A 12926-nucleotide genomic window follows, 5' to 3' on the forward strand; every position below is an offset into this window, starting at 1 on the left:
GGAGGATGAGCCTGATGAAAATTTATACGCGCACGGGGGATGCGGGGCAAACCGGCGTAGTCGGCGGCAGAGTCGACAAGGACGATGACCGGGTTGAGGCTTACGGGACCGTAGACGAGCTGAATTGTTATCTCGGGCAAGCGATGAGCTTCATGGACCCGGACAAATTCAAAGATTTGCTGGAGGATATGCTGAAGGTGCAGCACGAGCTGTTCGATTGCGGTTCGGATCTGGCTACACTGAAAAAAGAAATCCGCCCCTACAAAGTCACATCCGACATGGTCGATGCGCTGGAAGGCTGGATCGACAAGTACGATGCGGAGACGCCGGACATTTCGCGGTTTATTTTGCCGGGCGGCGGCCGTGTATCCTCCGCGATCCACATTTGCCGGACGGTATGCCGCCGGGCCGAGCGCCGGGTGGTCACATTGGCCCGCACGCAGGAGATTAATCCGGAAGTACGGCGGTATTTGAATCGTTTGTCCGATTTGTTCTTTACCGTCGCCCGTACGGCGAATTTCCGCGAAGGTGTCGCAGACGTGGAGTACGAGCGCAGCGGGCACGTATTCCGCCGCAAATCATGAGCTACTACGAGCCGCTGGTATACGTCGTTCCTCCCGAGGAAGAGGGCATGCTGCTGAAAACGATTTTGCACAACAGGCTGATGGTTTCCCGCAAGCTGCTATCCCGCCTGAAGCTGACGGAGCAAGGCATTACGGTGAACGGCGCCAGACAGTATATCAGTGTCAAAGTAGCCGCAGGCGACAGGGTTGAAGTGAGGATGGAGCAGGAGGAATCGGAAGATATTTTGCCGCAGGACCTGCCTCTCCACATTTTGCACGAGGACGAGCATGTGCTCATCGTAGCCAAAGAGGCAGGCATCATCGTACATCCGACGCACGGGCATTACGTCAATACGATTGCCAACGCCGTCGTGCATCATTGGCGGCAAATGGGGATCAGCTGCCGCTTTCGTCCGGTCCACAGGCTCGATCAGGAGACGTCCGGCGTGCTCGCCATTGCGAAGACTCCTTACGTTCACCAGCAAATATCCGAACAAATGATCAGGCATACGGTCAAAAAAGAGTATCTCGCATTCGTATGGGGCGATGTGGCCCAAAAGCAAGGGACGATCGATGCGCCGATCGACCGCGACCCCGAGCAGCCTCACGTGCGGATTGTGACGCCTGTCGGATATTCGGCCGTCACTCACTACGAGGTGGTCGAGCAGTATGCCAATGCCGCTCTGGTCCGGCTGTGGCTGGAAACGGGGCGAACGCATCAAATCCGCGTGCATATGAAACATTTGGGCCATCCCTTGCTGGGAGACAAAATGTATGTGCTTCCGGACTTTGCGGAAAGCGACGAGGCCCGCGAGGTTGCCGGGCTGCTCGACAGGCAGGCGCTGCACGCGTTCAGGCTCGGATTCGTTCATCCCGGGACGCGGGAATGGGCGGAATTTGGCGCTCCGCTGCCGGCGGATCTGGCCCAATTGCAGGCATGGCTGAGGGCGTAGGCCGCGAATCGCATAGCATGCAAAAACCAATCGGACTTTCCGAATGGTTATTTGCACTGTCCGAAAAAGCAAGTACAACTTGACTTTCCCGCCCGTTTGGCCCAAAATTTTAAGAATAGTTATACATTATCGCAATAAAAGGAGAAAATAGCGTCGTGGGAGTAAAAGTTTTTTGTTATGATAAATGCGGGACGTGCCGCAGCGCGTTAAAATGGTTGAAGGCGCATGACGTGGACGTCGCGGAAAATGTCCCATTGTTCGACACGCCGCCTTCCTCTGCGGAACTGGCCAAGCTGCTGGCTGACAGCGGACTGCCGATCAAGAAATTTTTCAATACTTCCGGAGAAGTATATAAGGAAATGGGACTTAAGGACAAGCTGCCGGGCATGTCCGAGCAGGATATGCTGGAACTGCTTGCCTCTAACGGCAGGCTGATCAAGAGGCCGATCGTAACGGACGGCAGCAAAGTGACCGTAGGGTTCAAGGAAGAGGACTACGGGGCGGTATGGGGAAGGGAGTGAAGCCATGGCGCAATCGGGCAAACCGAATCGTAAAAATCCATTCTGGGTGCTTGGCGCAATCGGAATGTTTCTTGTATCGCAGGCCAAGCTGATTCTGCCGCTGCTCAAACTGGGGAAATTCGGCGGAGTCGTGATCAGCATGTTTATCAGCATAGGAGCTTACGCGATCATGGCGCCGCTGCCTTTTGCCATCGGAATCGTGATTATGATTCTTATTCATGAACTGGGCCATGTGCTTGCGGCCAAAATCAAGGGACTTCCCGTCACAGCCCCTGTATTCATTCCATTTTTGGGAGCTTTGATCACGATGAAAAAGCATCCCAGGGATGCGGCCACAGAGGCTTTCATCGGGATTGGCGGGCCCATTCTCGGGACTGTCGGTGCGGTAGCCGCCTTTGGACTTGGCGTGGCTGTCGGCTCTCCCCTTCTTGTTTCCATATCGTATCTTGGATTTTATCTCAATCTGATCAATCTATTGCCGATACATCCGCTTGACGGAGGCAGAATTTCCACCGCCGTAACCCGCTGGCTCTGGCTTGTCGGACTTGTCGGCGGGCTTGTCGTCATTTACTATATGGAGAGCATCTTGTTTTTCATTATTTGGTTGATGTTTGCATGGGATTTGTATAATAAATATGTGAAAAACAGGAATAAAGGCGGAGTCAGATCGGCGAACACGCGCTTCGAGTTTAATGCTGAGCATCTGCTGCAGCACGGCATGATCGTTCCCGGCGAAGGCCATACCCGCGAGCTTGAGTTTACGACTTTCTCCGAGCTGGACGCGCAGGCCGAAGGCAGCCAAAAAATCGTGATGTGGTGGCAAGCCATCGGGTTCGAAGGCTATTTGCATTTGCCGAGACAAGCGCTGATCAAGAAAGTATCCGTCGTGAAAGTCGAGCATCTGCACAAAGAGATCGAAGGCATCGAACGCACGGACAACGGATACGGGCTGCATTTGGGCATTCATGTCAAAATCGACTTCGTTCCGCTCGACGAGCTTAACGAATATTACGATGTCCCGGTTCGCACCAGATGGACGTTCGGCGCTGTTTATCTGGCCCTTGCGGCCTTCCTGTTCTTTATGATCAGGCAAGTTCATCAGACAGGAATTGGAACGGGTTTGTAGAACATATTAAATGATTTATTACGTTAATTAATAAAAAGAAGGTTTTTGTCCATGAAGATTAAAGGTTCCGAACGTTTGACCCGGCTTGGTTCGGCTATTTTTGCAGAGGTAGCCGAATGGAAGAGAGAGGTTATGAACCAAGGGGTAGACGTCATAGATTTAGGTATCGGCAGTCCCGATTTGCCGCCTTCAAAGCGGATTCTCGAAGCGATTGCGCAAGCTGTGGGCAACCCGAAGCTGTACGGCTATCCTTCCTCGGAAGGAAGCCCGGAGTTTCGCGAAGCGGTGGCCAAATGGTATCGGTACCGATTCGGCGTCGAACTCGATCCGGCCGATGAAATTTTAACGCTGATGGGCTCCCAGGACGGTCTGGCGCATTTGGCGCTGGCGTTATGCGACCCTGGCGATATGGCGATCGTGCCCGATCCCGGCTATCCGATTTATTCCGCAAGCCTTGTTTTGGCCGGGGTTAAACCGTATCTTGTGCCGCTTCGCGCAGATAACGATTATTTGCCGAAGCTGGACGATATTCCGGCGGATGTCGCTGCGCAGGCGAAATTTATTTTGCTCAATTATCCGAGCAATCCGTTGGCGGCTGTCGCAGACCGGGCTTTTTTCGAACAATTGGTCGCTTATGCGAAAAAGCACGAACTGCTCGTTGTGCATGATTTGGCGTACTCGGAGATGGCTTTTGACGGATATCGGCCGATGAGCATTCTTGAAATTGCAGGAGCCAAGGAGGTTGCCGTCGAATTTCATTCGCTATCGAAGAGTTTTAACATGGCAGGCTGCCGGATCGCCTTTTTGACGGGAAATGCCGAAGCCGTGAAAGCTCTGAAGACGCTTAAGTCCAATATCGATTACGGCGTGTTTCAGGCCGTTCAAGCCGCAGGCATTGCAGCTTTGGAAGAAGATATGGAAAATGAGCATTCCGTTGCCGGGATTTACCAAAGCCGGAGAGACGCGTTTCTTGCAGCGCTTGCCGAAGCGGGCTGGCATATTCGTCCGCCCAAAGCGACCATGTTTATTTGGGCCCCTGTGCCGCAAGGCTGGACCTCTCGACAAATTTCCCGGGAAATGCTTTACCGCGCAGGCGTTGTCGTCATTCCCGGAGACGCTTTCGGGGCAGAGGGGGAGGGATTTGTCAGAATCGCCATCGTACAGGATGAGCAAAGGCTGCTCGAAGCCGCGCGCCGAATTGGAGAATGGCTTCGTTCAATAGAATGAAACTAAGATTTTTTGGAAAAAATAGGAGAAAGAGAACCGTATCGAATATTGATTTGAAAGGGGTACCTATGATGGATGCTATTAATTCATTATCCGAGCTCTTGGCTGAGCAAAAACATTCAACGTTTGTAGAAATCCCGGGAACATTGGGGCATACCTTCGGACAGCCTACCATAGCTGCAACATTGCCGATGAGCAAGCTGTTTTCGATCTATGAAGTGGATTTGGAAGTGCAGCGCGCGATTATTCCGCGCAATCTGTCCAAACTGATCGATTATGTCAATTTGTATTTGGAAGACCGGCAGCCGATTTATTTCCCCGGCATTATTTTTTCGGCACGGGGAGCGGGCCATTATGACGAGGAGCAGCGGATGCTTCGCTTGCAGCCAATCGAAAAGCTGTATGTCGTCGACGGACAGCATCGCCTGGCCGCTTTTCAGCGCATTATGGAAACATTGCAAAGCCAAATGGCGCGGGCCAAAGACCGCCGGGAATACGATAAAATGGAAGAGATTACGGAGAAGCTGCGCAGATTGTACGCATTCCCGATCTCGACGATGACTTATTTGGACATTAACGCCCGGCAAGAGCGCCAGTTATTTTCCGACATCAACAAGCTTCCGCGCAAAATCGGCGGAAATCTGGCCGTTCTTCGCGATCAGCGCAGATTTTATCATGTCGCCGCAACGGAGCTGGCCGCCAAAGCGCCGGCTATGCAGACGCTGACGGTTGATATGTTTTCCGAGCGCGGCAAAGCGCCTGAATATTTGTTTTCCTATCACCTGCTGATTGAAATTTTGGTCGCTCTGTTTGAAGGCCGGATGAAATCGGCGGCGCGAAACAACGGGTATCAATACGAAGACAAGGAACTGCAGGAGCATGTGTCGTTAGCGGCTTCTTATTTCAGCGGATTGCTAAACTATTTGCCGACGCCGACCAAAGGCGAGCTGGTCTGGAGCGAAAACATTCAAATCGCGCTGGCGCACTTCATCCACGAAGAAGCGACAAAAACCGGGAAATTCAACCGGTACGCATTGGAGCACGCTTTGAAAATATTGCCGCATGTGAACTGGAACGGCATTTATGCGGGCGATGAAAAGGACCGTCTTCCAAGACGTTCGCGGATTATGAAAGCATATCAATTCATCAAAGGCTTCTACCAGGAGCAAAATGTTTTTCTCATCAGCGATAAGGAGGATGCGGGCTAATGGAAGGTTTGCGTTTGCGGATGACGATTCATCCATTTTGTGACAAATTCGGGCTGGCCACGGTCGCTCTTCGCGTACAGGATTTGCTTAACTACACGATGATCGATCCGATGGTTCAACGGAAGCTCAGCAATATGCAAAGACGGAAAATTTCTACGTATTTGCAGGAGCGCGAGCTGGATCATGTATTTTTCGGACCGGTAACGCTGTCTTTGCGCGAGGTGAACCAGCTGTCCAAGGGCGACAAGGAGTTTCTCTTGAGACACGGCAGCAAATTGAGCATCCTCGACGGGCAGCACCGGATTCTGGCGCTAGGTTACGTCAACGACCAGATGCAAAAGGAAGTGCGGCGGTACGAGAAAAAGCTCGCTCTGTTAAAAATCAAACAGCGCAGATTTCCGGAAGATGCCGAGCTGAAACAGGAAGTGGATCAAACCGAAGGCGTTGTGAGCCAGTTGGAAGGCAGACGGCTGGATTTGATGGAAACGGAGCTTGCCGTGCAAATCTATATCGGCCTGTCCGAGGAAGAAGAGCAGCAGTTGTTCGGCGATATTAACTCCAAAGTACAGCTTGTGAGCAAAGAACTGGGCCATTCCTTCGACTCGATCGATCCGCTCAATCTGGTCATTCAGCAGGTAGTGGACCATAACATTTATCTCAAAGCGGCCGGCGTGGAGCGCCGCAGCAACTTGACGGCGTTCAACCGCAACTTTACGTGCTTCAGCTGGTTGTATTCGACGGCAACGATGCTGTTCTCCGGCAGAATGCAGCCTTCCTACGAGCTGCAGCGCAAAATTCGTCAAGACCCGTCCACCTACGTGGAAATTTTGCATCAGTTCTTTAACACGATCCTTCCGATGATGCCTGAACAGCCGGGACTGGCTTCGTACACTTCCGCCAACCGCGTCATTCAGGAAAGCATCGCGCTGTACGCCAACCGGTTCTTATTCCCGGAGGGACAGTACAACGAGGAATGGACGCAGTCGTTGAGCATTCTCGAAGGCTTCGACTGGTCGCACGATAATGAGGAATTGATTTACGTATTCGGAACGCTCGATAACGGCAAAATCAACCTGATTCACGAAAAATCGCTGAAAAAGCATGTCAAACTCGTCCAGTTTTTCCTGGAGGGCACAGACGCCGCATCTTCGGGAGAAGATGAAGTAGCTTCGCCGGCATAAATCGCGAACCCCCTTTTACGTACAACTTGAATGTTGGACGTGAAAGGGGGTTTTTTGCCGAACCCGCCCGGGCTTTGAGGGCGGGTTTTCCATGCGGCGCCACAGCCCGGGTCGGCCCGGCAAAGCGGCTTGAGTCAGCGGCAGATACTTGGCCTGGCCTTGCGTAGCTCTGCAATGGCTCGAGGCAGCGGCAGATACTTGGCGTGGCATGGCATGCATGGCAGCGTGAGGAAAACCTGCAAAAGTACAGTTTTTTGCTCGACGATGCGCTTGGGACGAAATATTCCTGCAAAGGTGCAGGTTTTTCGCCGCAAACATGGGCTCAGATTCATTTTCAGCGAAAATTCCTGCACTATCGCAGGCTTTTCGCCAAAACGAGCCACTTTTAGTGAAAAAGCCTGCACTTTTGCAGGCTTTTCGGCTCGCCCGAGTCCAGGCAGGTTCAAGAACGGCTGCCGGGGCGGGCGAACCGAGCTATGCTCCAGCATTGGCCCACGACGAAGTGTTTGAAACCGCTACCAAAAGATGCGACCGCCACCATGCCCCCACCACGAAACACGGTCATGCAGCACCACCATGCAGCACCGCTATGCCGCCATCGCACTGTCACAAAGTAGCCCAGCCAGACAGTAACCCCGTACAGCCATGTAGCCCGGCCATGCCCCCCACCATGAAGCACGGCCATGCAGTACCGCCATGCAGCACCACCATACAGTACCGCTATGCCGCCATAGCACCGCCATGCGGTAACGCTATGCAGCCGTGACACAGCGATGCACCGCCACCATACCCCCGCCGTATCGCGAGCGGTTCCCAGCGCGTGGTGCGGTACTCAGGGGGCAAGCCCCCCAATCCCGAGTGACGCGAATCCCACGCCTGACTCGCAGTTTACAACCGCGAAGATTTACTTTATCATTACTTTAGTTAGATAAAATGGTACAGTGATACCGTAATAAAGCAAATTGCGGAGGAGCGGTTATTTTTGATTAAAGCGGTAGTTTTCGATTTTGACGGACTTATGATGGATACGGAAACTTTTGAATACTATTCGTTTCGGGAGCTTTTGAAAGATTACGGAGTAGATTTGCCGCTTGCGCTTTATTGCACTCGAATCGGAGGGGATGCCGACACTTTTGACCCCTACCGCTATTTGCAGGAGCAGACAGGCGTTCAGCATGATCGGGAGCTGCTGAGAAAGCTGAGGCGGGACAAGTTTGATGTCCTGTTCGGGAATGAAGGAACGAGGCCGGGGGTGCGAGAGTATTTGGATTGCGCGCGGGAGATGGGGCTAAGAATCGGGCTTGCGTCAAGTGCGCCGAAGGACTGGATTTTTCCGTTTCTTGAAAAGTGGAACTTGAAAACGTATTTCGACTGTATCCGCACACATGAGGATGCGCAAAACGTAAAGCCCGACCCCGAATTGTACATTCAGGTTCTTGCCGAATTTCGGGTTCGGCCGGAAGAAGCCGTCGCTTTTGAGGATTCGCCGAACGGTGCGCTGGCCGCCATACGCGCGGGCATGAAATGCGTCGTCGTCCCGAACGAAGTTACAAGCGGTCTGGAGGCGCCTGCGGGCGTCCATTTGACATTAAACTCCATGCTGGATATGGATCTCGGCAGCGTGATTGAGCGGGTTGGCGCCCGGCAGGCGCAATGACGTCAAAACTGTGCGGCAGTTTTGGCCTCCGGGTTATAAACCGGCATTCTTTGTCCATAATGCATAATAGCAGCAATTTTTTTGGGCAGGGGGATGTCGGATCATGTTGGCCGTTCATCAACGTATGGCAGAATTATGGACAATGCGCAGAGCGCGCGAGTTGACCCAGGCGGAGCAGGATGAGCTGATGCTGTGTCTGGAAGCGAACGCGACGTATGTGTGGAACCGGCTGAAGCTGGATAATTTATCGTTGTGCGCATCGCTGACTCATGACTACGAGTGGCTGCATGAAATTTGCGAACGCATCGAGAAACTTGAACCGAAGCACTGACACCTGTTGTCGGTGCTTCTTTTCTCATGCTTTTCTGCGGAGGAAGCGGCGGGTATAATGGATATAGTCATGTTGGGGAAAAGGAGATTGCTGCATGTTCAGCCGATTCAGGCAAATTCAAAGCTTGGCTTCAAAAAGGCACCTTTTGCTAGGATGCATGTTAATCCTGGCGCTGCTTCTGCGGATCGTCATTGCACCGGTATGGACCGGTTACGATACGGACGTACGCACGTTTATGGCTTGGGCGGACCGCGCATATACCGCAGGTCTTTCGGGATTGTACACGGATGCCGCCAATTTTTTTCTTGATTACCCCCCTGGGTATATGTATGTGCTATACCTGATCGGCCTCATTCATCATCTGTTCCATATTCCATGGGAAAGCGGGCTATCGTTGACGATTTTGAAGCTCCCTGCGATGCTCGCCGATATCGGGCTGGCCTACGCCGTGTACCGGATCGCCGTCAAGGTTGGAGGCGGCAGCCGGGCCTGGCTCCCCGCTCTCGGACTCGCCGCATTGTTCGCGTTCAATCCGGCGATGTGGGTCAATTCGGCGGTATGGGGGCAGGTCGACTCCTTTTTTATGATGTTCATTCTCGCCGCCTTGCTGCAGCAGCAGAAGGGGAAGCTGCCGCAGGCTGCGGTATTTCTGGCACTGGCGATTTTGCTCAAGCCGCAGGCGCTGCTGTTCGGGCCGTTCCTGCTGATTGACGTCATCAAAAAGCGCAGCTGGATGACATTCGCATTAAGCTGCTTGAGCGGCGCGGCCACGATAGCCGTGCTGGCGCTGCCTTTTGCCATCGGCAGAGGGTACGGCTGGCTGTTCGAACTGTACATAAGCACACTGTCTTCATATCCATACGCTTCGCTCAATGCGTTTAATCTCATGGCGTTGTTGGGCGGCAATTTTACCGAAATGACCAAAAGCATGCTGCACGTATCGTACCAATCGCTGGGCTGGGTGCTGATGGCCGCATCGCTGCTTTACTGCTGCTACTTGTACATCCGCAGCAAAGACCGGAAGGGGGCGCTGCTGTATGTCGCATTTTTGTTCATTACGGCCGTTTTCATCTGTTCGACCAAAATGCACGAGCGGTATTTGCATTACGGGCTGCTTTTGGCGCTGGCGAGTTTCATTTATTTGAAGGACAGGCGGGTACTCGGCTTGTTTATCGGCTTCAGCCTTACGCATTTTATCAACGTGGCCGATGTGCTGCTGCGCAGCTTCCATCAGGATTACCACATCCCCCGTTTCGATCCGCTGATGCTCGTCGTCTCGGCCGTCAACGTTATTTTGTTTGCATACGCGGCTGTATTAGGATGGCGGTACTTCGTACAGCACCAAACGTTCGAAAAGCCCGAAGGCCAGGCACAGCAGACGGATGCCGGGGCGGAGAACGAGGAGGGCGAGCCTGCCGACCGCTGGAAAACGATTTTCCAGCCTGCGGAGGACGAACTGGAGCGAAGCGGCAAAGGGCGCTTTTTTTCCAAAAAAGATGCCTGGTATTTGGGCGGACTGATTTTGGTTTATTCGATCATCGCCTTGTACCGTCTGGGCGGGCACGAGGATCCGGTCACGTTCTGGAAGCCTGCCAAGACGGGAGAGGCGGTCGTCGCCGATCTCGGCAGCACGCGCAGCATTACGAGGATCAACAGCTTTGCCGGCGTCGGCGAGGGCTCGTATTCGTTCTGGTTTTCCACGGACGGCCAAGCGTGGAGCCAGCAAACGACCGTCAAATCCGATCACACGAAAGTGTTAACCTGGAATACGGTGGAGCCGAAAGTACAGGCGAGATACGTGAAAATTACGGCCGATTCGCTGGAAAGTTCGGGGCTGCGCCTGCATGAAGTCGGCATTTTCGCCGACGGCAGCAGCACGATTGTGCCGGTTCAAGCGGTGACCGCACAGGAGGCGAACCCCGCCGATCAGGGCAAGCCGGAAAACGTGTTCGACGAGCCGGCCGTAGTTCCGTACACGCCAACGTTTATGGAAGGCAGCTATTTCGACGAAATTTATCACGCGCGGACGGCCTACGAGCATCTTCACAAGATCGAACCGTATGAGAGCACCCACCCTCCGCTTGGGAAAATACTTATTTCGCTCGGCATTTGGCTGTTCGGGCTGAATCCGTTCGGCTGGAGAATCGTCGGCACGGTATTCGGAATCGGCATGATTCCTGTCATCTACGTGTTTGCCAAAAGGATGTTCGGACGCTCCGAGTTCGGGTTTATCGCCGCGTTTTTGATGACGTTCGATTTCATGCATTTTGCCCAGACGCGGATTGCTACGATCGATGTGTACGGCGTGTTTTTCATCATGCTGATGTTCTACTTCATGTACCGCTACACGACGCTCAGCTTTTATCGGGAACGGCTGTGGAAGACGCTCGTGCCCCTCGGCTTGTCGGGCTTGTTTTTCGGCATCGGCGCCGCGTCCAAATGGATCGTCATCTACGGCGGCGCAGGGCTCGCTCTGCTGCTGTTCCTGACGCTCCTGGAGCGCTTCCGCGAATACCGGCTTGCGCGGAGCGCGCTGGAAGGCGAGACGCTTGCGGACGAAGACCGCGGCAGGCTGCAGCAGGTGAGGCGTCTTTTTCCGAAGTATACGCTCCTTACGCTGGCTTACTGCATCCTGATGTTCGCTATCGTGCCTGCGATTATTTACACGCTGTCCTATATCCCTTTCATGATGGTGCCGGGTCCGGGCCACAGCCTGAAGGATGTCGTTACTTATCAGGTGCACATGTACAAATACCACAAAGATCTCGTCGCGACGCATCCCTTCTCTTCGCCTTGGTGGGAATGGCCGCTGATGCTCAGGCCGATCTGGTATTATCAAGGCAAAATGCTGCCGGAAGGCATGCTGTCCAGCATCATATCGTTCGGCAACCCGCTTGTTTGGTGGCCCGGCTTCGCCGCGGTGATCGTTTCGCTCTATGTCGCAGTGAAGCGGCGCGATAAAAAGCTGGGCATGCTGCTCATCGCCTACGGCTCGCAGTATTTGCCGTGGATGCTCGTGCCGCGGCTGACTTTTATTTATCATTATTTCGCGATGGTGCCGTTCCTCATCTTGATTTTGACTTACTACATCAAGGGATACATGCAGGAATCCGCCACCGCCGGCAGACGGAGATGGGTGTACGGATATTTGGGAGCCGTGTTCGTCATGTTCGCGCTATTTTACCCGATTTTATCGGGCATGGTTATTCCTGCGGCTTACTCGCATTTCCTTAGATGGCTGCCGGGCTGGAACTTTTTCTAGTGCGGCCGGCGGCCGGAGCTGCCCGCAAGCCTCTGGAGCGGCCGGGGGCGTGCAAATAATGGTTGACGGGCCGGAATGCCGGTGGTAAGATAAAACCAAGTTATTTACTGTGAATTAATACGAGCAAGTCGACCGGACCTCTGGAGACTCCCCCCTTTGATTACAAACAAAGCTGCGGAGTCTCTTTTTCATCAACTATCACATGCGGAGAGTGAACTGGCATGGCAAAAGTGGTTATTATTTCCGGAAGTCCGACCCCGACATCCCGTCTGCACGGCGTTATTGAAACGGCCAAAAGCGAGCTGCTCCAAGCAGGCCTGGAAGTGGAATGGATTAAAGTGCGGGACATTCCGGCCGAGGACTTGCTGTATGCAAAATTTGACAGCGAGGCGATTGTCAAAGCTAACGCGCTGGTTGCCGAAGCGGATGCCGTTTTCGTCGCTACCCCGGTGTACAAAGCTTCCTACACGGGCGTATTGAAAGCGTTCCTCGATCTGCTGCCGCAAAAAGGGCTCGACCGCAAAATCGTGCTGCCGCTTGCAGTCGGCGGAACGATCGCGCATTTGCTGGCGATCGACTATGCGCTCAAACCGGTATTGTCTTCGCTGGGCGCGCAAAACATTTTGCAGGGCGTTTACGTGCTCGATAAGCAGGTAACTTGGGGCGAGCAGGGGCAGGCCATTTTGGATGAAGAAATTGCCGCGCGCCTGCATGAATCGGTTGCGGAATTTATTCGGGAAATCAAGTGGCATACAAGCCGCGAGGTATAAAAGAGCGTTGCAGGCAGGCCGCCGCCGGATCCATCGTGGGTCCGGCGGCGGTTTTTTTGCTACGCAGCGACCCCCGGGAAGCCGCCCAAAGACGGCGCAGCCGTTCATGCGCTGGCAGCGAGCCGAA

12 protein-coding genes are annotated in these 12926 nt (G+C 53.6%); 11 read left to right on the top strand and 1 reads right to left on the bottom strand.

Features of this window, described 5'->3' with window-relative positions:
- Nucleotides 1–14 precede the first annotated feature (14 nt).
- The 7 genes from AC6RNO_RS17285 (at nt 15) to AC6RNO_RS17315 (ending at nt 6779) form a co-directional block, all read left to right on the top strand.
- Nucleotides 15–584 (top strand): cob(I)yrinic acid a,c-diamide adenosyltransferase, encoded by a 570-nt coding sequence (locus AC6RNO_RS17285; RefSeq protein ID WP_488437891.1) that lies wholly within the window; start codon nt 15–17, stop codon nt 582–584.
- Nucleotides 581–1516, top strand: a complete 936-nt coding sequence (locus AC6RNO_RS17290) for an RluA family pseudouridine synthase (protein WP_497106169.1) — start codon at nt 581–583, stop codon at nt 1514–1516. The genes AC6RNO_RS17285 and AC6RNO_RS17290 overlap by 4 nt, the downstream gene beginning before the upstream one ends.
- A gap of 155 nt (nt 1517–1671) precedes the next feature.
- Nucleotides 1672–2037, top strand: a complete 366-nt coding sequence (locus AC6RNO_RS17295; protein ID WP_497106170.1) for a Spx/MgsR family RNA polymerase-binding regulatory protein — start codon at nt 1672–1674, stop codon at nt 2035–2037.
- 4 nt (nt 2038–2041) lie between these two features.
- Entirely contained in the window at nt 2042–3163 is a 1122-nt protein-coding gene (locus AC6RNO_RS17300) for a site-2 protease family protein (protein ID WP_488437893.1), read from the top strand.
- Between the two features lie 51 nt (nt 3164–3214).
- Nucleotides 3215–4390, top strand: a complete 1176-nt coding sequence (locus AC6RNO_RS17305; protein ID WP_488437894.1) for an LL-diaminopimelate aminotransferase — start codon at nt 3215–3217, stop codon at nt 4388–4390.
- Nucleotides 4391–4461: 71 nt separating this feature from the next.
- Nucleotides 4462–5598, top strand: coding sequence for a DNA sulfur modification protein DndB (locus AC6RNO_RS17310; RefSeq protein WP_497106214.1), 1137 nt, complete (start codon nt 4462–4464; stop codon nt 5596–5598).
- Nucleotides 5598–6779: a DNA sulfur modification protein DndB gene (locus AC6RNO_RS17315; RefSeq protein WP_488437895.1), complete on the top strand. Its 1182-nt coding sequence runs from the start codon at nt 5598–5600 to the stop codon at nt 6777–6779. The genes AC6RNO_RS17310 and AC6RNO_RS17315 overlap by 1 nt, the downstream gene beginning before the upstream one ends.
- Nucleotides 6780–6913: 134 nt before the next feature.
- Here the strand turns inward: AC6RNO_RS17315 and AC6RNO_RS17320 are convergent, their stop codons facing one another.
- A complete protein-coding gene (locus AC6RNO_RS17320) occupies nt 6914–7267 on the bottom strand; it encodes a hypothetical protein (RefSeq protein WP_497106171.1) in 354 nt (117 codons plus the stop codon).
- A 494-nt stretch (nt 7268–7761) separates the two neighbouring features.
- Here AC6RNO_RS17320 and AC6RNO_RS17325 point away from each other — a divergent pair, with 494 nt between their 5' ends.
- The 4 genes from AC6RNO_RS17325 (at nt 7762) to ssuE (ending at nt 12799) form a co-directional block, all read left to right on the top strand.
- On the top strand, nt 7762–8436 hold the full coding sequence (locus AC6RNO_RS17325) for an HAD-IA family hydrolase (protein WP_497106172.1): 675 nt from the start codon (nt 7762–7764) through the stop codon (nt 8434–8436).
- A 103-nt stretch (nt 8437–8539) separates the two neighbouring features.
- Nucleotides 8540–8767: a DUF7667 family protein gene (locus AC6RNO_RS17330; RefSeq protein WP_474687100.1), complete on the top strand. Its 228-nt coding sequence runs from the start codon at nt 8540–8542 to the stop codon at nt 8765–8767.
- A 157-nt stretch (nt 8768–8924) separates the two neighbouring features.
- Nucleotides 8925–12029, top strand: coding sequence for a glycosyltransferase family 39 protein (locus AC6RNO_RS17335; protein ID WP_497106173.1), 3105 nt, complete (start codon nt 8925–8927; stop codon nt 12027–12029).
- Nucleotides 12030–12250: 221 nt separating this feature from the next.
- Nucleotides 12251–12799: an NADPH-dependent FMN reductase gene (gene ssuE / locus AC6RNO_RS17340; protein WP_497106174.1), complete on the top strand. Its 549-nt coding sequence runs from the start codon at nt 12251–12253 to the stop codon at nt 12797–12799.
- Nucleotides 12800–12926 lie beyond the last annotated feature (127 nt).

This window comes from Paenibacillus sp. sgz302190 (genome assembly GCF_059820445.1).

What these genes read in the sequence shown, in the direction of transcription:
- AC6RNO_RS17285 (WP_488437891.1), top strand. Translation starts at nt 15, where the DNA reads ATGAAAATTTATACGCGCACGGGGGATGCGGGGCAAACCGGCGTAGTC.
- AC6RNO_RS17290 (WP_497106169.1), top strand. Translation starts at nt 581, where the DNA reads ATGAGCTACTACGAGCCGCTGGTATACGTCGTTCCTCCCGAGGAAGAG.
- AC6RNO_RS17300 (WP_488437893.1), top strand. Translation starts at nt 2,042, where the DNA reads ATGGCGCAATCGGGCAAACCGAATCGTAAAAATCCATTCTGGGTGCTT.
- AC6RNO_RS17305 (WP_488437894.1), top strand. Translation starts at nt 3,215, where the DNA reads ATGAAGATTAAAGGTTCCGAACGTTTGACCCGGCTTGGTTCGGCTATT.
- AC6RNO_RS17310 (WP_497106214.1), top strand. Translation starts at nt 4,462, where the DNA reads ATGGATGCTATTAATTCATTATCCGAGCTCTTGGCTGAGCAAAAACAT.
- AC6RNO_RS17315 (WP_488437895.1), top strand. Translation starts at nt 5,598, where the DNA reads ATGGAAGGTTTGCGTTTGCGGATGACGATTCATCCATTTTGTGACAAA.
- AC6RNO_RS17320 (WP_497106171.1), bottom strand. Translation starts at nt 7,267, where the DNA reads ATGCTGGAGCATAGCTCGGTTCGCCCGCCCCGGCAGCCGTTCTTGAAC.
- AC6RNO_RS17330 (WP_474687100.1), top strand. Translation starts at nt 8,540, where the DNA reads ATGTTGGCCGTTCATCAACGTATGGCAGAATTATGGACAATGCGCAGA.
- AC6RNO_RS17335 (WP_497106173.1), top strand. Translation starts at nt 8,925, where the DNA reads ATGTTAATCCTGGCGCTGCTTCTGCGGATCGTCATTGCACCGGTATGG.
- ssuE (WP_497106174.1), top strand. Translation starts at nt 12,251, where the DNA reads ATGGCAAAAGTGGTTATTATTTCCGGAAGTCCGACCCCGACATCCCGT.